Origin of the sequence: Pseudoalteromonas sp. N1230-9, from assembly GCF_032716425.1 — a bacterium.
In the GTDB taxonomy this organism is placed as follows: domain Bacteria; phylum Pseudomonadota; class Gammaproteobacteria; order Enterobacterales; family Alteromonadaceae; genus Pseudoalteromonas.
Window position 1 is genome coordinate 1584194 of record NZ_CP090419.1, and the last position, 21764, is coordinate 1605957.

Consider the following 21764-nt stretch of genomic DNA (forward strand, 5'->3'; position numbering starts at 1 on the left):
AGGTTTTAGGTTAATATTAGGTAAACAACAAATTAAGCATAGAAATAGCTAACTAGGGAGAAGTCGATGCCTTTATTGCGATGGCTGAATATTATAGCTTTTAGCTCATTATTAGCCGCTTGTGGCGGTGGTGGTTCATTAGAAAAAGACGGTGGGTCTTTAGATGGTTCAGAAACGGTAGAGCCTGAGGTTGTAGAAAACGTAACCTTGAGCTTATCAATCCGTGATGTCAATGGAGAAAAGTTCAGTGAAACTAACCCTGTTAGTAAAAATAATAAAGGAATTGTTACCGCAACTTTACTTGATAATGGAACCCCTTTAGAAGAGCAATTAATTTCTTTTTCAACTATTCATACAGGTGATATTGAACCGGCTTTAGGCACTGCGAGTACAGATAGCAATGGTGAAGCAACAGTAACTTTAAGTAGTGGAAATTTTAAAGGTACTGGTTTAGTTGTTGCTACATACGCAGATGGAGATGGTAATACTTTTTCAATGGAGGCAACTTTTGTCTCAAATGGTGATGATGCATCAACTGAATTGGCTCAGTATTCAGTCTCGGTTTCATTGCTAACTGGCTGTAACTCTTCATGGGATGAAAATAGAAACAATGTTAGGTTAGACCCAACTTCACAAGCATCTGGTTGTACTGTCTCTAATTCTATTTCTTCTGCAGAGCTAGGTGATTTATTCGTTGCAGTCACAGACGAGCAAAGTGGTGATGGCGTTGCGAACGCACTTGTCGATGTAACGACTGATCTAGGTTCCGTTCTTCCTTCATCTGGCAGAGCATTAACTGATAACTTTGGTATTGCACTGCTTAAATTGCAACCGGGTAATACCGGCGGCGCTGGAACTATTTCAGTTTCGTCTTTGGATGAATCAGCAAATATCAACTTTGCTGTTGGTATTGCTGATCTTACTTTAGATGTAGATAACGGCTTAAATTTTGATGGCAATGGTAACGTAATACCGTTAAAAGCAGGGGGTAGTACTGTTATAGAAGTAACTCTTCGTGATGAAGAAGGAAACTTATACACTACACCAACAGATGTAGAGTTTAGTTCTACATGCGTTGCGAGCAACGACTCAACGATTGACGCATCTGTCAAATCATCAGGGGGTATTGCCAGTTCTACTTATAGGGCAAATGGTTGTTCAATTGATGATGTGGTAAATATTACTGTTGAAACAGGCGGTAAAAACTTTACGGCCTCAACGACGATTCCTGTTGAAGTATCTGCTGTTCAATCTATCCAATTTATTGATGTATCAGAACCAGTTATTGCACTTCCTCCAGGTGAAGGCGGTTTACCAACTCAATCAGTCGTGCGTTTTCGTCTACTTGATGCTGATGGCATTGTTTCACCGCAACAGCGTATTGATTTTAAATTAACTGATTCAGTTGGCTTGGCTAAGCTTACACAGCGCAGTGCTAACACTGATAATAATGGTGTAGTACAAACTACGGTTACATCGGGTATTGTGCCAGGGCCGCTTGTTGTTAAAGCATGTTTTGTATCAAAAGAGGATGTTGCCGCTTTACCAGAAGGTGATGATTTATCTTGTTGGACTGATGAAGTAGAACTTTGTAGCGCAGAGCCCAACAACGAAATTTGCCCAGATGGAACGCTTCATTTAGTTCCACTGGCTGAGCAAATTAATGCTGTTTCATCACAACTAGCACTGTACTCAGGGGTGACTGACCAAAATAGCTTTGACCTTAGCCCGACTGAATTTAACCCTAACGCACTTAACTATAATGGTATAACAATTCCATTAACCGTGTATTTTGGTGATCAATTTAATCAGTTTAATAGTGACGGAGTTGAAGCAACAGTATTAACAGAATCAGGTGTTATCGGTCCGCAAAATCGTGAAGCTGTTTGTCGCACTAATAATGCTTTGTGTGAAATTACATGGCGCTCGCAAGGTGAAAGACCTTTTTATGATTATAAATGGGGCAATCGCATTGGTGAAATCGACGGCAACTCTGCAACGAGAGAGGGTTTTAACCCGAAAACAAACGAAATTAACTGTGACCCTTACTTTGGTAATGCAGCACCATGTATAGGTACTTTATTGCGTGCTAAAAATGATCCTGAAGGGGTTGTGCGCGGAGGCCGAACAAGTATTCTTGCTGTTGCAAAAGGACAAGAAAACTTTGAGGATGAAGAAACGACAGCTGATGTAACTCGTCGTAATGGTTTGTTTGATATTGGTGAATATTACGCTTTATATGATTTACCAGAAGCTTTCAACGACCATAATGAAAACAACAGCTTCGATAAGGCCAATTGTAGCGATGCTAATCGTGAAGACTATGACGCTGATTCAGACCCATGTTCAGAGAAAAACTCGCGCGGTGGTCATAACGAAACATGGCGCGATCTTAACAACAATGGTGTTTATGACGATGCTGACGGTAAATACAATGGCTTACTATGTAGCGAAGCTGCATTTAACGCAGGGCAGTGTACGCGCGAGTTAATAGAGGTTCGCCGACAAATCGAACTTGTCATGTCAGGTGATGAACCGTACGTACGTTTTGCTGTTTTAAAATCAAACGATGCTGTGTCACCGCCTTTTGAAATTTTAGTCCCTGCTGACTGTTCAAATTCTTTGGCTGGTCAGTTTGAGGTCTCTGATGCACCACAGTGGTGTGATGTTGCAGAACTTGATTTATCTGTTGCTGCGCGTCCAAATCCAGACTTTGATGCGAACGACCCAGATGAAACTGACCCTGAAACACTCGATGTTGGTTTAGCTGGTATTAATATTCGTATTTATTACAGTGATGAATTTGGTAATCCGTTACCTGCAGGTACACGCGTGTCGATTTCTGCTAATAATGGTGACTTTTCTATTATTCAGCACCAAGAGTCGATTCCTAGCACAAATCGCGATACAACTATGTATTCGGATGTCAGAATTGCGCGAGAAACGGATGGTAACCAAGATCAAGATGGCGTACTAACGATAACGTTTGAGTTTGAAAACCAGCTTGGTGGAAGCAAAACTGTCAGTAAATCAATTGCAATTTTTGATGACAGATAATCTTTCGTTTTAAGATAATTTTTAAAAAATGCCAGCCATAAGGTTGGCATTTTTGTTGCTGTTCTATATATTCCCCATAAAAATACCGCAAAATGCTAATTTGTCTAAAATAGCAACAAAAATTGTTTAATTATTCAGTCAATATCGAAAAGTTTCGATTAAAAGCTTGTAACAATTGGTGTTTGTAGATATACCTATAAATATTCGTGCTCTAATGTTAATAAATCATACTTATTTAGATAATGTGATGGATATACATTTATAGGAGCAAAAAACTTTAAAATTCTTGGTCAGAAATAGGCAGCTATGGGAAAATCACTTGTAATTGTAGAGTCTCCAGCAAAGGCTAAAACAATTAATAAATACTTAGGTAATGATTTTATCGTTAAGTCCAGTGTTGGGCATGTACGTGATCTACCGACTTCAGGTTCAGGCAAAGCAAAAACGGCAGCAACAAAAACACCTGCTGAAGTTCGCAAAATGTCACCCGAAGACAAAGCTGCCTATAAAAAGCAACGCGATTATAAAAACTTGGTTGCCCGTATGGGAATCGACCCTGAAAAAGGGTGGGAACCACACTACGAAGTGCTACCAGGTAAAGAAAAGGTCGTTCAAGAATTAAAAAAACTGGCAGAGAACGCTGATCAAGTTTATCTCGCAACCGATTTGGATAGAGAGGGGGAAGCTATTGCATGGCACCTCGAGCAAATTATTGGTGGTGAGCCAGAAAAATATAAGCGTGTTGTTTTTAACGAAATTACCAAGAATGCAATTCAACAAGCTTTCGAAACACCGGGTGAACTGAACACTGACATGGTGTATGCACAACAAGCTCGCCGTTTCTTAGACCGTGTTGTTGGTTTCATGGTTTCGCCACTACTTTGGGCGAAAGTAGCCCGAGGGTTATCAGCCGGCCGCGTACAGTCTGTTGCAGTTCGATTACTGGTTGAACGTGAGCGTGAAATCAAAGCCTTCATACCTGAAGAGTTTTGGGATATTCATGCTGATGTTAAAAATACCGAATCAGCATTACGATTAGAAGTTACCAAACACGCTGATAAAGCATTTAAGCCCGTTAATGAAACACAGGCAATGTCTGCGGTTAATGAGCTTGAAAATGCTGAATACAAAGTTATCAGTGTTGAAGAAAAGCCAAGTAAGAGTAGACCAAGCGCACCGTTTATTACCTCAACGATGCAACAAGCTGCAAGTACCCGCTTAGGTTATGGTGTTAAGAAAACCATGATGTTGGCACAGCGTCTGTATGAAGCGGGTCATATTACCTATATGCGTACCGATTCAACTAACTTGTCAAAAGATGCGGTTGAAATGTGTCGTGATTACGTTTCAGAGCAATTTGGTGATAAATACTTACCAAAGGCACCTATCAGCTATAGCTCAAAGGGCAATGCACAAGAAGCGCACGAAGCAATTCGTCCTTCAAGTGTAACGGTGCTGTCTGGACACTTAGATGGTGTTGAAGCAGACGCTAAAAAGCTGTACGAGTTAATCTGGCGTCAATTTGTGGCATGCCAAATGGTGCCTGCAGAGTACGATTTAACAACTCTGACAGTGGCTGCTGGTGATTATCAATTGAAAGCGAAAGGTCGTGTACTTCGCTTTGACGGTTGGACAAAAGTTCAGCCTGCTGTGCGCAAGAAAAATGAAGAAGATCAATCATTACCTGCGGTGAAAGAGGGTGAAGTTCTCACTCTTGTTGAGCTTGATCCTAAACAGCATTTCACTAAACCACCAGCTCGCTTTAGCGAAGCTAGTTTAGTTAAAGAACTTGAAAAGCGTGGTATTGGTCGCCCGTCGACATATGCATCCATTATCTCAACGATTCAAGACCGTGGTTACGTACGTGTTGAGAATCGTCGTTTCTTTGCTGAGAAAATGGGAGAGATTGTTACTGACCGCTTAGTAGAGAACTTTGAAGATCTCATGAATTTCGACTTCACCGCTAAAATGGAAGGTCGATTAGATGATATTGCTGAAGGTGAACGTGTTTGGACACAGGTGCTTGATAAATTCTACGCAGACTTTTCTAAGCAGTTAGAAATAGCCTCTGGAGATGAAGAGCAAGGCGGAATGCGCCAAAACCAGATGGTTGAAACAGATATTGATTGTCCAACATGTGGCCGTAAGATGGGTATTCGTACTGCATCAACGGGTGTGTTCTTGGGCTGTACAGGTTACAACCTACCACCGAAAGAACGTTGTACAACAACCATGAATTTGGTGCCAGGCGATGAAGCGATTGCTGCTGATGTAGAAGATGTTGAAACAGAAACATTAATGCAAATGAAGCGTTGCCCTATTTGTGAAACGGCGATGGATTCATACTTAATTGATGAAACCCGCAAGTTGCATGTGTGTGGTAACAACCCTGCGTGTAAGGGGTATATTGTTGAGCAAGGCACCTTTAAAATTAAAGGTTACGACGGCCCAATTATCGAATGTGATAAATGTGGTTCAGACATGCAGTTAAAGTCAGGTCGTTTTGGTAAGTACTTCGGCTGTAGTAATGAAGAGTGTAAGAATACGCGTAAGTTACTTAAAAATGGCGAAGCCGCGCCACCGAAAGAAGATCCGGTTCATTTACCTGAGCTTGAGTGTGAAAAGTCAGAAGCTTATTTTGTCCTAAGGGACGGCGCATCCGGTATTTTCTTAGCTGCAAATACTTTTCCTAAATCACGGGAAACGCGAGCGCCAAAAGTTGAAGAGCTTAAGCGTTTTAAAGATCGTATTTCAGAGAAGTTTTATTATTTAGCTGAAGCACCGACGCAAGACCCTGATGGTAACCTTGCTGTAGTACGTTACAGTCGTAAAAACAAAGAACAGTATGTTATGAGTGAAGTCGACGGTAAAGCAACAGGCTGGACAGCCCACTACCAAAATGGCAAATGGGTAGAAGAGAGTAAAAAGAAAGCTCCCGCTAAGAAAAAAGCGGCCAGCAAAGCTAAAAAGTAACGTTTCTTATTATATTAATTCGCTTAATTAAGTGAATTAATATTAGCGAAATAAAAAACCGGAGTGCACCTCTTTGTGTCAACTCCGGTTTTTTTATCTGAATTTTTAATGCTAGATTTGTACGTCGTTTACTTTTTTGTAGCCTTCAGCTTCAAGCTCATCATTCACGCACTTTAAAACGTAAGGTTTAAGCTCGTCATTGCTGATGTCATCATCTTTAGCCCAGTTTAAACACATTTCAGTGTATTCTTTGATCATTTCAGCTGATGCTTCAGGTGCTTCGTTAGCGATTGCATTTGATGCAGACATAGTTAATACCGGCGCCAAAATCAGTGCTAGCAATGCTTTTTTCATCTAATTATTCCTAATCAACATAATTAATTATTACTGGCTTATCACACAGTAATGGTGCGCAATGTGTAACTCACTTTGCTTGAGTGAATTTATAAACTAAATCTCTAAAAAAGATAACGAAATTTTTTTATCGTAAAGATAAGCAAAAAATGACCAATTTTTTTATCTACAATGCTGGAAATATGCCGGTAGTTACACGTATTATCTCGTTAATTTTAAAAGGAAAGTGAATCTAGTTATGTCTGAGCAAGTGACAAATTCAAAAGTAAAGAAAGTGCCGACCAAGGTAGAGCAAGTTGTTGAGAGTTTTATTTTTCGGTCGCGTTGGTTATTAGCGCCGTTCTTTATTGGCTTATTAGTCGCTGTTGTTTTGTTACTACTAAAGTTCTTTAAATATTTGTACAGCATGGCCTTAAATACGTTTACCGCATCAAATCAAGAGTTGCTAGTTGGTATTTTAACCTTAGTAGACACTGCCTTATTAGCAGGGTTGCTACTTATTATCATCTTCAGTGGTTATGAAAACTTTGTCTCAAAGTTGAATATAGAAAACCATGAAGACAGACCTGTGTGGATGGGCAAAGTAGGTTTCTCAGGCCTGAAAATGAAATTGATTAGTGCAATTGTGGCCATCTCCGCTGTTGAGCTCTTAAAGGTGTTTATTAGCTCGAATAATCACTCCACAGATGAACTACTGTGGAAAGTTATAATTCATGTCACATTTGTGGTCTCTGGAGTGTTATTTGCTTTAACGGATTACATTAACAGTAAAACGATGAATCATTGATAGCGCTACAATTATAAAAAAGCCCTGCAATTGCAGGGCTTGGCTTTAACAACTGATTTTTAATTCAGGGTTGCATAAAAGCAACCAAACCCGGGCAGAGTGACTGTATTATTGTTTAATTCAGCTGTGTGATGTGAGATCTCAGTATGCTGTAAAGATACAGTATCAGAGATTGTCAGTTCGCTACTTTGTGCACCTAAGTTGAATGCACAAAGCATTTTAGTCTCGTTAAGCGTTCTGTAAAAAGCAAGCACTGGCTCTTGCGTATCTATAAATTCTATATCGCCTTCTAACAGTACGTTTTTATCTTTACGCCATGCCATAAACTCACGATAGGCATTTAAAATTGAATCTTTATCTTGATCTTGCGTATTTACCGCTGCAATCTTGTGAGCATCACCCACTGGTAACCAAGGTTTGGCTGTAGAAAAGCCTGCTTGATCTGCATCACTTGCATCCCATGGCATAGGAGTACGACAGCCGTCACGGCCTTTAAAGTTTGGCCAGAATGTAATGCCATATGGGTCTTGTAAATCTTCAAATGCGACTTCGGCTTCACCCAAACCTAGCTCTTCACCTTGATACATACATACGCTACCGCGTAATGAAGCAAGTAGGGCGGTTAACATTTTACATTGCTGTGGCTCAATTTTTTCACCTTGACTCCAGCGACTAGCTACACGCTCTACGTCGTGGTTGCTAAATGCCCAACAAGGCCAGCCTTCTGTCATGCGTTGCTCTAACGTGTTGACGGTTGTGCGAATATATTCTGCGCTGTAGTCATTGGTTAGTAGCTCAAAACTATAGCCCATATGCAGCTTGTCACCACCTGATGTGTATTCAGCCATCGTCGCTAATGAGTCTTCTGATGAGATCTCACCTAATGCAACAGTACCTGGGTATTTATTCAAAAGGGCACGAATGTCTTGCATAAAGCTCAGGTTTTCGGGTTGCGTGTTGTTGTAATAGTGATACTGAAACGCATACGGGTTGTCTTCGCTAAAGCCACGACCTTGACGTTTTTCAGGGGGCTTAGCAGGGTTATCACGTAATTGCGCGTCGTGATAACAGAAGTTAATAGCATCTAAGCGGAAGCCATCAACGCCTTTTTTCAACCAAAATTCAACATTGTCTAATACCGCTTTACGTACTTCAGGATTATGGAAGTTTAGATCTGGCTGCTCAGCAAAAAAGTTATGCAAGTAATATTGGCCACGGCGAGGCTCCCACTGCCATGCAGGACCGCCAAAGATTGATAACCAGTTATTTGGTTGCGTACCATCAGGCTTTGCATCTGCCCAAACATACCAATCAGATTTGTCGTTAGTCTTATCTTCACGGCTATCAAGAAACCATTGATGTTGATCAGATGTATGGCTTAATACTTGATCAATAATAATCTTAATATCACGTTGGTGTGCTTGTGCAATTAACTCATCAAAGTCATCGAGGTTACCAAAGATAGGGTCTATGTCACGGTAGTCACTGATGTCGTAACCAAAATCTTTCATTGGTGATTTAAAAAAAGGTGAGACCCAAATTGCATCCACGCCAAGGCTCTTGATGTAATCGATACGATCAATGATACCTTTGATATCGCCAATGCCATCGCCATTAGTGTCTTGGAAGCTGCGCGGGTAAACTTGGTATATAACCGCACCTTTATACCACTGCTTTTGAGTCATGTTTTTCTCCATCGTGACATTCAGTGTCTGTAAACTGAGAGGTAACCTCACAAGGATTACCAGAATGTCAAAAGCATACGTGAAGGGGGTTAGGCTGTAAAAACTCTGCATACGTATGCACGTTAAATTAACGTTTTAACTCAGCATAACTTATTAATGCTATTCGAGTGTGTTGAATTAATTTTTAATGCGAAATTCTTTACCAATTTTTTACTGTCCTAAAAAATACAACTAAAAATCCACTGTGGTGCATAAAATAGCTGGCTTGTCACAAGTTGGTGCAACAAGTTTTTTGGTATGACCAATTAACATTCCCTGTGTTGAATCAAGAGTAATCGTTTTTCTACCTATCTTGATCACAAGTAAGTATTAGCTTTTACAGTCAGGCCCCAGTTTGGGGGCTAAAAGTAAGACAATTTTGTTTCATTCACATTTTCTTACCCAGCTTTGATAATAAATAAATATTAATCAGTAGCTTAACTATTTTTGCTGTAAATTATTTGTTAAATTTAAATTGCATGAACTAGTCTGAATACGTATGCATAAATTTGTTAAGAAAATAAGCTGAGCGTTAATATTCATCTCGACAACAAAATCAGTCAGCGAATAACAGCTTTTCTGAAACAGATAACTGCATCACGTTGGCATTACAATTTGGGTAATGGGAAAACATTATGTCTATGTTCAAACCAAGTATATTAACTCTGGCTCTTACAGCCGCAGGTTTAAATAGTTTTGTAGCGTATGCCGCAGAAGAAGACCAAAAATCAAAAAATGATAACGTTGAGGTTATCGAAGTAAAAGGTTTTCGTGGCAGTGTTGTAGAATCTATTAATACGAAACGCTTCACACCTGAAGTCGTTGAGTCAATCTCAGCAGAAGATATCGGTAAGTTACCTGATTCATCAATCGCAGAATCAATCGCGCGTCTTCCGGGTTTAACAGCACAGCGTCTAGACGGACGTGCAAGCCGTGTAAGTGTGCGTGGTTTTAGCGAAAACGAAAGTGCTACAACCTTTAACGGTCGCGAACAGGTGTCAATTGGTGACAACCGTGGCGTTGAATTTGACCTTTACCCATCGGAAATCATGAGCGGTGTAACTGTATATAAAACACCGAGTGCAGGTATTGAAGCAGAGGGTATTGCTGGCGTAATTGACATGCAAACTGTAAAACCTTTAAGTAAAGGTGAACAAGTTATCATGTTCAACGGTCAATATGAGCAAACAGGCTTTGATAAATTAAACCCAGACGGCGACGATAAAGGGTTCCGTGGCACAGTTTCTTATATTGATCAGTTCGCGGATGACACCATCGGTGTTGCATTTGCTTACAATACGATGAGCTCTCCAAACCAAGAGAAGCGTTGGAACTCATGGGGCTACCCAGAATTTACTGGCGAAGATGGTAATACCTACTCTATCTTAGGTGGTGCTAAGCCGTTTGTTCGCTCATCTACACTTGAACGTGATACAGCCATGTTCGTGTTAGAAGCAGCACCGAATGATCGTCTAAATATGACATTCGATGCATTGTATGTTGATTTTTCGGATGAAAAAATCCTACGAGGTATCGAAGTTCCATTTGCATGGGGTCAAGGTTCAATCGACCCTAGTTCAGCTGTTGTTGACGCAGACTCAGGCTTTATCACCAGTGCTGTTACACAAGGTCAACGCGTTGTAGTGCGTAATGACTACGAAGAGCGTAACGCTGAGCTAACTCAATTTGGTTTTAACACTAAGTACGATATCAGTGATGACTGGTCAGTCGAGTTTGACGCTAGTCGCTCTGAAGTTGAACGTCAAATTTGGAGTATCGAAAGCTACTCAGGTACAGGTCGTGGCGATGCAAATGGCATTGCAGATGATATTGGTTATGTATTTGACGGTGGTAACACAGGGGCACAATTCAGCCATAACCTTGATTACAGTGATTACGATTTAATTCAACTAGGTGGTCCATTATCATGGGGGGCAAGTGCTGCACTGAATGATAAATATGGTTTAACCGGTACAGCATACGAGAATACCGCACAAGATGGCTTTATCAATGCGCCAGAAATCAATGATGAACTAAGCACATTGAAGCTTGCTGCAAGCAAAGTCCTTGATAACGCATATATCAGCCGCGTGTCATTCGGTGTGTCATATCGTGACCGTGAGAAGAGCAAACTGTCTGAAGGTTACTTCATGACGTTAAAAGACTTCTCACTTTCAAACCCTGGTATGTTATCAATCCCAGAGCAATACCGCTTAGGTACGGCGAGCCTTGACTTCATTGGTATGGGCAATATGGTTGCTTATGATACTAATGCTTTAGTGAATGATGGCTACTACAGCTTACTTCAAGAAAGCTTAACTGACTCAAAGCACAAGACACAATCATGGACAGTTCAAGAGGAAGTAACAGCATTCTTTGCTCAAGCTGATATTAACGCTGAGCTTGGCTCAATCCCTGTAACAGGTAACATTGGTGTGCGTTATGTTAAAACTGAGCAGTCTTCTCAAGGTTTTGCAGCCAATACTGTAGATGGCTTAGTTGTCGTTACACCAACAGATATTAGCCATGACTACAGTCATTTCTTACCAAGCTTGAACTTATCATTTGCCATTGATGATGAGCAAACTGTACGTTTCGGCGCTGCGAAAACGATTTCTCGTGCCCGCCTAGACGAAATGAATGCATCTATAAGTGCATCATATAACCAGCAACCGGATGAAAATGGAAACTACTGGAGTGTCTCAGGTGGTAACCCAGAGCTTGAGCCTAAAGAAGCAACAGGCTTTGACTTAAGCTACGAAAACTACTTCCATGAAGAAGGTTATTTTGCCGCTGCATTTTTCTATAAAGATATCACGCAGTGGATCTTTGATGGTACTTATGAAATTGATATGAGCGGTGTTGCTGATCCATCAACAGGTGAGATTCCACCAACTTCAACGGGTACCGGCTCTGGTAAAGTAAATGGCGGTTCTGGTGACCTTTGGGGTTATGAGCTTTCGTTAACACTACCGTTTACTATGTTTAGTGATTCACTTGATGGCTTTGGTTTAATCGCAAGTCATACAGGTGTTGAGCAAGATATTACAGACCAAAACGGTAATGAATATGAGCTACCAGGTCTATCTGACCAAATCGATAGCTTAACAGTTTATTTTGAGCGTAACGGTTTCCAAGCGCGTACTAGCATGCGTAAGCGTAGCGACTTTAAAGGTGATGTATACGGTTTAGGCTTTGCAACTACACAAGTCGATATTAAAGGCGAAACAATTTGGGATGCACAAATTGGTTACGACTTTAGTGAAGGTGGCGTAGAGAGTCTTGACGGTTTATCTGTTACTTTCCAAGTTCAGAACATCACTGAAGAGCCGTTCACATCACTACAAGGTGATAACTCACTTCAAGTACGTGACTACCAAGACTACGGTCGTACATTCTTGTTAGGCTTCAGCTACAAGCTGTAATAAGCTAATACAGTGATAGAAATTGCCCTTGTGATTTGTTTTACAAGGGCTTTTTTATATCAGTGAGCTACACTCAATGAATTGAAATTGGTGTTAGGTGTACTATGGAATCAAAAAAAATAACCAAGGTCGTAATCGCCGGTGGTGGCACAGCAGGGTGGATAACTGCTGCATTACTCAATAAAGTGCTGGGCAAAGTGCTTGATATCACGCTAGTAGAGTCAGCAGAAATTGGTACTGTTGGTGTAGGTGAAGCAAGCATTCCACCCATCTTGCATCTAAATGGTGCCCTAGGCATTTCTGAAAAAGAATTTATTAAGGCTACTGGTGCAACGATTAAGCTAGGCATCGAGTTTGAAAATTGGCGCAGCCAAGGTCACAGCTACATGCACGCCTTTGGTGATATAGGTAAAGACTTTCCGTTTTGTGAGTTTTATCATTTTTGGTTAAAAGCACATCACGCTAATAATGCACCTGACTTTTGGGATTTTTCACTTAACTATCAAGCTGCCAAAGCACATAAATTTGCCCACCTTAAACACATTCCTAACACCCAGTTAGCGGGCTTACATTATGCTTACCATTTTGATGCCACTCGATATGGCGAATTCTTAAAAGAATTAGCGCAATCACGGGGCGTTAAACGTATTGAAGGCAAAATTGAATCGGTTAATCAATGTCACCAAAGCGGGCATATTCGCTCTTTGCTACTTAAAAATGGCGAGCAAATAGATGGCGACTTATTTATTGATTGCACAGGTTTACGTGCTTTATTAATAGAACAAACCCTTAATACTGGCTTTGAAGATTGGTCACACTGGTTACCATGTGATAGCGCGATTGCGGTGCAAAGTGATTCAGCTTCTGATGCAATTCCTTATACGCGTTCAATTGCAAGAGAGTCAGGCTGGCAGTGGCAAATTCCATTACAGCATCGTGTAGGCAACGGACTTGTGTACTCTTCTCGTTTCTTATCAGACGAAACGGCAAAACAACAGCTTTTGAATAACTTACCGGCTAAACCACTAACAGAGCCGCGTGTTATTAAATTTAAGACAGGCCGCCGTTTAAAACAGTGGCATAAAAATGTGGTATCGGTTGGCTTATCGAGTGGTTTTTTAGAGCCATTAGAATCGACCAGTATTCACTTAATTCAAAGTGCAGCCATTCGTTTAATTAAGTTTTTTCCTCATCAAGGTATTAAGCCAAGCCTTGTGGATGAATTTAATCAACAAAGCAAAACAGAATTTGAGCGAATTCGTGACTTTATTATTCTTCATTACAAGCTTACTGAGCGTGAAGACAGTGCGTTTTGGCGTTTTTGTAAAGGCATGGATATTCCAAGCAGTCTTAAAAAGAAAATTGAGCTATTTAAAACCAGCGGCAAACTCATAAGAGAAGACGATGAATTATTTGCCGAAATTGCATGGCAGCAAGTAATGATAGGGCAAGGGCTTATTGCAGAAGATCACCATCCATTAACTGATGCGTTATCCGATGAGCAATTAAATGAGCTATTTAGTAATTTAAAAACCTTGATTAATAGCACTGTCGAGCAGCTGCCGACCCACAGTCAATTTTTAGAAAAAGTACAAAATTAATTATGAAAACAACACAGACATTTTTAGCGCTTACAACCGCATTTACACTTTTTAACTCGACAGCAAGTTTTGCAATTACCGCGTCACCAGAAAACTGGTGGGTGGGCATGCAAAACAACTCGTTACAAGTCATGCTTTACGATAACAATATTGCTAACAAAACCTGGCAAATGGTGCCTTACAAAGGCATTGAGTTTAAAGGGGTTACAACAACGAATAACCCTAACTACGCGTTTTTAGATTTAACCATTAGTGATAATGCAAAGGCGGGAACACTGACTTTTAAAGCTGAAGATGGCACTAGATTTACTTACCCTTTAAATGCCCGTGATAAGCAAAGTGCTAATCGACAAGGTTTTACAAATAAAGACACGCTTTATTTAATCAACCCTGATCGCTTTGTAAATGGTGATCCGAGTAATGACAGCGTTTCTGGTATGCAGGAGGCTGCAAACCCAAGCTTTAAAGGTGGCCGTCATGGCGGTGATATCCAAGGAATTATTAACAGCCTAGATTATCTTGAGGACTTAGGTGTAACGCAACTTTGGCTAACGCCAGTGCTTGAAAATGACATGCCAAGTTATTCGTATCATGGTTATGCTATTACTGACTTTTACAAAGTTGATCCGCGTATGGGCAGTAATGCGCTTTATAAAACCTTATCAGCAAAAGCGAAAGAGCATGGTATTGGTTTAGTGATGGACATGGTACTTAACCACTTTGGTTCATCGCATCAGTGGATTACTGATATGCCAACAGCTGATTGGGTTAACTTTGATGGCAAGTTTGAAAACGGTAAAAATGCCACAACTCACGCTAGACAAACAATTCAAGACCCTCACGCGAGCCAATACGACAAACGTCAATTTAATGATGGTTGGTTTGTTGAGTCGATGCCTGATCTAAACCAGCGCCAGCCGTTACTATCAACGTATTTGATTCAAAATGCCATCTGGTGGATTGAATACGCCAATTTAAGCGGCATTCGTGTTGATACCTACTCATACTCAGATAAAGCGTTTCTAGCCGATTGGACTAAAGCGATTATGACCGAGTATCCAAGCTTTAATATTGTTGGCGAAGAGTGGACAACAAACCCCGCAATTGCTTCTTATTGGCAGCGCGGCAAAGTCAATCAAGATGGTTATACCTCTGATTTGCCAAGTGTGATGGACTTTTCATTACAAGAGGCGTTGATCCAAGCACTTAACGAAGAAGAAAGCTGGAATACTGGGTGGGTAAAAGTATATCAATCGCTGGCGAATGACTTTTTATATGCCGAGACAGATAACATTTTAGTGTTTGCTGATAACCATGACATGAGCCGTGTATACACTGAGCTTGGGCAAGACTTAGCAAAAACGAAACTGGCCATGACGCTGCTATTAACGACTCGCGGTATTCCACAAATTTATTACGGCACTGAGCTTTTGCTTGATAACACGCCAAGTAATGATCACGGTGATATTCGTATTGACTTCCCTGGTGGCTTTAAAGGTCAAAAAGCAAATGCTTTCACAGGTAAGGGGCTTTCAGCTGATCAGCAAGAGATGTTAGCTAGCATGAAAAAACTGCTTAAGCTGCGCCAAGAAAAGCCAGCGCTAAGCGAAGGTCGTTTAATGCATTTTTCGCCAAAGCAAGGCGTTTACAGCTATGTGAGAGAGCATAATGGCCAAACTGTATTGGTTGTTCTGAACAAAAACCAACAAGCCATTGATTGGGATTTAAGCTACATGCAAGAAGTGCTGAAAGGCAATAATAAAGGGCGCGATTTAATCAGCGAAAAGGGCGTTGATCTTGCTACGCCAATCCGCTTAAAAGCTATGCAAGCACGCTTAATCGAGCTTGAATAATTGCAACTAATAGGCTGAATACGTATGCATTTACTGTCCGTATGCAGCCCTTAACATTAGTATGAACTGATATTTACAGAAAAATGAAGTAATGATGACAACATATAAAATAACCGCGTTAGTCGTGGCATCGGTACTAGGTTTAACTGCCTGTGGTAACGATGCACCAGCAGAGCAGAACACACAAAAAACGCAATCTGAATCTAGCCAAGCCGCTATCTCTAAGCCTGTGGTATATCAAGTATTCACTCGATTATTTGGTAATACAAACACCACAAATAAACCCTGGGGCACATTAGAAGAAAATGGGGTAGGCAAATTCGCTGATTTTAATGATGCAGCATTACAAGGCATTAAAGAGCTAGGTACAACGCATGTTTGGTATACAGGTGTGCCGCGTCATGCTTTAGTAACTGACTATACAGAATACGGTTTGTCACAAGATGACCCTGATGTTGTAAAAGGGCGTGCAGGCTCGCCGTATGCGGTGAAAGATTATTACGATGTTAATCCTGATTTAGCAATTAACCCTGAGCGTCGCTTAGAAGAGTTTGTAGAGCTAATCAATCGCACTCATGAGCACGGTATGAAAGTTGTTATTGATATTGTGCCAAACCACGTAGCGCGTAACTACGAATCGGTTGCCAAACCAGCAGGCATTAAAGATTTTGGCGCTGATGATGACACGACAAAAACTTATGCGCGCGATAATAATTTTTATTACGTAACAGGGCAGTCATTTCAAGTTCCCATCAGTGATAGCTATCAAGTCTTAGGTGGTAACCCGCATCCACTTGCTGATAATCAGTTTGCTGAAACACCAGCAAAATGGACGGGCAATGGGGCACGTGCCGCTAAACCTGACATCAATGATTGGTACGAAACAGTTAAAATCAATTACGGTGTGAAACCAGATGGTAGTTATGATTTCCCGACGCTACCTGCTGATTACGCTAATAAAGATTACCGTGCGCACTACGCATTTTGGCAAGATAAAGGCCTGCCAAATAGCTGGTATAAATTCCGCGATATCGCGCTTTATTGGTTAGATAAAGGTGTTGATGGTTTCCGTTATGATATGGCCGAGATGGTGCCTGTTGAGTTTTGGAGCTTTTTAAACTCATCGATCAAGATGCAAAAAAGCGATGCCTTTATTCTAGCCGAGGTTTATAACCCAACGCTTTACCGTCCTTATATCCAGCAAGGTAAGATGGATTATCTGTACGACAAAGTCGGTTTTTACGACACGGTTAAAGCTGTGATGCAAGGTAAGCAACCTGCGAATACTATTTTCGATATTCAAAGCCAAGTGGCTGATATTGAAGAGCACATGCTGCACTTTTTAGAAAACCATGATGAGCAACGCATTGCTAGCCCGGATTTCGCGGATAGCAGTGAAAAAGGCAAGCCAGCTATGGTGGTGTCTACCTTAATGTCGCGCTCGCCAACCTTACTCTATTTTGGTCAGGCAGTTGGTGAAGATGGTTCTGAAGATGGTGGTTTTGGCGACCCAACGCGTACCAGCATTTTCGATTATATGGGTGTACCTGCACATCAAGCATGGATGAATAATGGTAAATTCGATGGCGGTGCGCTTTCAAAAGAGCAAGCTGACCTTCGCGCTTACTACACTAAGTTAATGTCCTTAAACACGCTTCCTGCCATTGTCGGCGGTGACATGCACGCTATTAAATTAACTGGCTCAGAGCAAGTCATTGCCTTTACGCGCAAGCTAGGTCAACAGCTGGTGCTTGTGGTAAGTAATTTTTCAGAAAACCCACAAAATGTTGAGCTTACTCTTAATCAAGCGTTGTTACCTAAGCTTAACCACAGTGATTTAACGTTTACTGATAACCTAGAAAATCATGCCGACATTGTGATTTCTGAGGCAACAACGAATGCGTCAATTCAATTACAACTGAATGGCTTGAGCAGTGCAGTATTTACCTTAAAGGCTGACAATGAACAATAACAAACCAACACTAAGCTTTTGGCAAATATGGAATATGTGCTTTGGATTCCTTGGCATCCAATTTGGCTTTGCATTACAAAACGGTAATGTAAGCCGTATTTTTCAAACTCTAGGTGCGAATGTAGACGACATTCCAATCCTCTGGGTTGCTGCACCGCTGACAGGTCTTATCGTGCAACCAATTATTGGTTATTGGAGCGATAAAACATGGAATAAGTTGGGTCGTCGTCGTCCGTTCTTTTTCTATGGGGCTATTTTAACGACGTTATCGTTATTCATTATGCCTAACTCACCAAGCCTTTGGATTGCAGCGGGTATGTTATGGATCATGGATGCGTCAATTAACGTGACTATGGAGCCTTTCCGTGCCCTTGTGAGCGATAACCTACCAAAAAAACAACGTGCAACGGGTTATGCAATGCAAAGCTTCTTCATTGGTGTTGGCGCGGTTGTCGCGTCTGCTTTGCCCTGGATGATGACTAACTGGTTCGATATTGCCAATACGGCACCTGCTGGGCAAATTCCTGACTCTGTGAAATTTTCGTTTTACTTTGGTGCCGTTGTGTTACTCGTTGCTGTTTTTTGGACGGTATTTACCACCAAAGAATATTCACCCCAAGAGCTTGAAAGCTTTCATGAACAAGAGCAGAGCGATGACTCAAAAGATGTTCAACAAAATGTGAATTTTAATAAAGGCGCTGTAATCTTTACGGTTCTTGGTCTTTTAGTGCTTGGTATTGTTACGGGTCTTTCTCTTGAAAAAGAGCTTTATTTGCTTGCTGGTGGTTTGATTAGCTTTGGTGTTATTCAATTTATTGCTGGTGCTTTAAAAGCTAAAAACGCAACCAGTGGTGGCTTTTATCAAGTTGTGAATGATGTATTCACAATGCCTGAGGCAATGAAGCAATTGGCTTGGGTGCAATTTTTTAGCTGGTTCTCATTGTTTGCAATGTGGATTTATACCACCTCAGCGGTAACTAGTTTCCACTATGGCAGCAGTGACACAAGCTCACTTGCTTACAATAACGGTGCGGACTGGGTTGGCGTATTATTTGCCGCTTACAATGGTTTTGCTGCCATTGCTGCAATGTGTATCCCGATCATCGTAAAAAAAGTGGGGCTTAAAATGGCCCATGCTATCAATCTTGTGCTAGGTGCATTAGGGCTGCTCAGCTTTATTATTATCAAAGATCCAAGTTTACTTATCTGGCCGATGATTGGGGTAGGTTTCGCTTGGGCATCAATTCTATCTTTACCGTACGCAATGTTAAGTACCTCAGTGCCAAGTAAGAAAATGGGTGTGTACATGGGGATTTTTAACTTCTTTATTGTTATTCCGCAGCTTTTAGCGGCAAGCGTATTAGGCCTAATTTTACGCCACTTTTTTGATAATCAACCGATTTATGCGTTAGTGCTAGGTGCAGTGTCATTCGTACTAGCAGCAATTGCTGTACTGCGCGTTAAGCAACAATAATAAGGACACACAATGAAAAAATTTAATCTTATTACGGCAAGCTTGTTAGCGTTAGGTTTAACAGCTTGTAGTTCAGAGCAATCAGTTAATACAGCAGTTGAGCAGGTGTCTGCACCAGGTGCACCGGGTGTGGAGCCTTTTTGGGCATACTCAGGTAAAACGGGTATTGGTACCTCTTACGAGCAATACCAAGACGGCCACTATAGCGACGCAGCTGCTACTGGCAAAGTATCAAAAGTTTGGTTTTCAATCGCGAAAGGCATGATCACAGAAACCATGTTTGGTTTAATTCACCAAGCGCAAATCAAAGATATGCAGTTTGTTGTAGTCGGTAAAGACTTTACCGTTACAGAGAACGATGATCTCGATGTGAGCATTGATTATTTATTCAAAGACGACGCAGGTCGCCCATTATCGCTTGCTTACAAAGTGGTAAGTAAAGATAAGCAAGGTCGTTTCACCGTAGAAAAACATATCTTTACAGATCCAAACGGCCAAACTTTGTTTGTTCGTAGCGTATTTAATACCGACCTTGAAGGTGTTAAAGCCTACGTTAATGTGAATCCTTACATCGATAACAACGGCTTAGACGATTTCGCAAAAGTCACTGATAAGGGCCTAGTTGCTTGGCAAGATGATAACTTTTTATCTTTACAAGCCGCTCAACCATTTAAGCAAGCAAGCGTTGGCTTTACAGGTGTTAGTGATGGCTTAAAAGAGTTAAAAGCAACACAATCACTCTCAACGACTTACCAAAATACCGGTGATAAGTCGGGCAATGTAAGCTTACTTGCAGAGCTTGGCGAAGTATCAAAAAACACCACTTTTGATTTAGCGTTAAGTTTTGGTAACTCTGAAGCTGCAAGTTTAAAAGAAGGTCAAGCAAGTTTAAACCAAGGTTACCAAAAAGTGCTTGCTGCATATAACGGTGAGGGTGCTGCAATTGGTTGGCAAGACTACTTAACAAGCCTTGAACCTTTGAGCACATTAACTAACAGCACCGCAGATAATGGTAAGTTGCTTTATACCAGCGCCATGGTGTTAAAAGCGCAAGAAGATAAAACCCATGCTGGTGCTTTAATTGCGTCACTGTCTAACCCTTGGGGTGAAACAGTGTCGGCTAAAACAGGCTCTACCGGTTATAAAGCGGTTTGGGTACGTGATTTCTATCAAGTTGCGATGGCATTTATGGCCATGGGTGACACACGTACCGCTAAAACAGCATTTGAATATCTAGAAAAAGTACAAGTAACAGATAACACGCCAGGCAATGGTGGTGACACGGGTTGGTTTTTACAAAAGACGCATGTTGATGGTGAGCTTGAGTGGGTAGGTGTTCAGCTTGACCAAACAGCAATGCCAATTATGTTAGCGTGGAAACTACATCAAGCAGGCGTACTTAGCGATCAAGAGCTAACAGATTGGTATGGCAAAATGTTAAAGCCAGCGGCTGATTTCTTGGTTGATGGAGGCCTTGCGAAAATTCTTTGGAATGACACGCAAATCACACCGCCAGCAACGCAACAAGAGCGCTGGGAAGAACAAAATGGTTTTTCTCCATCAACAACCGCTGCGGTTGTTGCAGGCCTAGTGACGGCTGCTGATATTGCTAAAAAAGCAGGTGACACTAAAAATGCAGAGCGTTATCTAGCAACGGCTAAAACCTACAACAGTGAAATTGAAAGCACGATGTTTACGACTCAAGGTAACCTTAAGTCTGAAAATAGCGATGGCGAATATTTCATTCGTATTGGTCAAGACAAAGATCCAAACTCATCAACTACACTTAACGCTAATAATGGTCGTGAAGGCTTTGATAAAAAACAAATCCTTGATGGTGGTTTCTTAGAGCTTGTACGTTATGGTGTTCGTGATGCACTTGCGCCAAGTATTGTAAAAACACTACCAGAGTACGATGACGAAACCTTAGTTGATAACCTGCAAGTACGTTACACCTTTAATTTTGCTGATGGCTCAGGTTCATTCCCAGGCTACCGCCGCTATGGTAACGATGGTTACGGTGAAGATGAAGTGACAGGCAACAACTATGCCGAAGGTGGTAACAACACCCCTGGTCAACGTGGTCGTGTATGGCCGTTTTTCACAGGTGAGCGTGGTCACTATGAAATCGCCGCCGCAAACGCAAGCAATAGCCTTGATGCGATAAAGCAACAAGCTATTAAAGACACCTATGTAAAAGGCATGGAAGCATTTGCTAATGAAGGGATGATGTTACCTGAACAAGTTTGGGATGGCGTAGGTAACAATAAAGCAGGCTATCAGCTAGGTGAGGGGACAAACTCAGCCACACCGCTTGCTTGGACTCATGCTGAATACATCAAGTTACTTCGCTCAGTGAGCGACAAACAAGTATGGGATCACTACCCAGTTATTGAAGATGCGTTAAAGTAATTTTGCTAACGCAGTAACACAAAAGCCACGGCACTCGCCGTGGCTTTTGTTTTTTAACATTGTTAATCTCTAAGGAGGGCATTATATATTCTTGGTAACTTGATTATTACTACTCTGTCTATTATTGATTTA

General features: G+C 41.2%; 11 protein-coding genes. 9 read left to right on the top strand and 2 right to left on the bottom strand.

Features of this window, described 5'->3' with window-relative positions; genetic code table 11:
* Window positions 1-66: 66 nt before the first annotated feature.
* Both LY624_RS07480 and topA read left to right on the top strand, forming a co-directional pair.
* On the top strand, window positions 67-3057 hold the full coding sequence (locus tag LY624_RS07480; RefSeq protein WP_341804212.1) for a hypothetical protein: 2991 nt from the start codon (window positions 67-69) through the stop codon (window positions 3055-3057).
* A gap of 306 nt (window positions 3058-3363) precedes the next feature.
* Window positions 3364-6030, top strand: coding sequence for a type I DNA topoisomerase (topA, locus tag LY624_RS07485; protein WP_341804213.1), 2667 nt, complete (start codon window positions 3364-3366; stop codon window positions 6028-6030).
* Between the two features lie 111 nt (window positions 6031-6141).
* On the opposite strand, the gene LY624_RS07490 is transcribed toward topA, so the two are convergent.
* Entirely contained in the window at window positions 6142-6384 is a 243-nt protein-coding gene (locus LY624_RS07490) for a hypothetical protein (RefSeq protein WP_062568918.1), read from the bottom strand.
* A gap of 238 nt (window positions 6385-6622) precedes the next feature.
* On the opposite strand from LY624_RS07490, the gene LY624_RS07495 reads away from it, so the two are divergent.
* Window positions 6623-7171: a TIGR00645 family protein gene (locus LY624_RS07495; protein ID WP_130149732.1), complete on the top strand. Its 549-nt coding sequence runs from the start codon at window positions 6623-6625 to the stop codon at window positions 7169-7171.
* 59 nt (window positions 7172-7230) lie between these two features.
* Here LY624_RS07495 and LY624_RS07500 read toward each other — a convergent pair whose 3' ends face one another.
* Window positions 7231-8856 carry an alpha-glucosidase family protein gene (locus tag LY624_RS07500; RefSeq protein WP_341804214.1) on the bottom strand — a complete coding sequence of 542 codons (1626 nt, stop codon included), beginning with the start codon at window positions 8854-8856 and terminating at the stop codon, window positions 7231-7233.
* 674 nt (window positions 8857-9530) lie between these two features.
* Here LY624_RS07500 and LY624_RS07505 point away from each other — a divergent pair.
* From LY624_RS07505 to LY624_RS07530, 6 genes are all read left to right on the top strand, one after another.
* On the top strand, window positions 9531-12320 hold the full coding sequence (locus LY624_RS07505) for a TonB-dependent receptor (protein ID WP_341804215.1): 2790 nt from the start codon (window positions 9531-9533) through the stop codon (window positions 12318-12320).
* Window positions 12321-12424: 104 nt separating this feature from the next.
* A complete protein-coding gene (locus LY624_RS07510; RefSeq protein ID WP_341804216.1) occupies window positions 12425-13921 on the top strand; it encodes a tryptophan halogenase family protein in 1497 nt (498 codons plus the stop codon).
* A 2-nt stretch (window positions 13922-13923) separates the two neighbouring features.
* Window positions 13924-15774 (top strand): glycoside hydrolase family 13 protein, encoded by a 1851-nt coding sequence (locus LY624_RS07515; protein ID WP_341804217.1) that lies wholly within the window; start codon window positions 13924-13926, stop codon window positions 15772-15774.
* 94 nt (window positions 15775-15868) lie between these two features.
* Window positions 15869-17746: an alpha-amylase family glycosyl hydrolase gene (locus LY624_RS07520; RefSeq protein WP_445936737.1), complete on the top strand. Its 1878-nt coding sequence runs from the start codon at window positions 15869-15871 to the stop codon at window positions 17744-17746.
* Window positions 17736-19220: an MFS transporter gene (locus LY624_RS07525; RefSeq protein ID WP_341804219.1), complete on the top strand. Its 1485-nt coding sequence runs from the start codon at window positions 17736-17738 to the stop codon at window positions 19218-19220. Before LY624_RS07520 ends, LY624_RS07525 begins: the two co-directional genes overlap by 11 nt.
* A gap of 12 nt (window positions 19221-19232) precedes the next feature.
* On the top strand, window positions 19233-21632 hold the full coding sequence (locus tag LY624_RS07530) for a glucan 1,4-alpha-glucosidase (RefSeq protein WP_341804220.1): 2400 nt from the start codon (window positions 19233-19235) through the stop codon (window positions 21630-21632).
* Window positions 21633-21764: the final 132 nt, after the last annotated feature.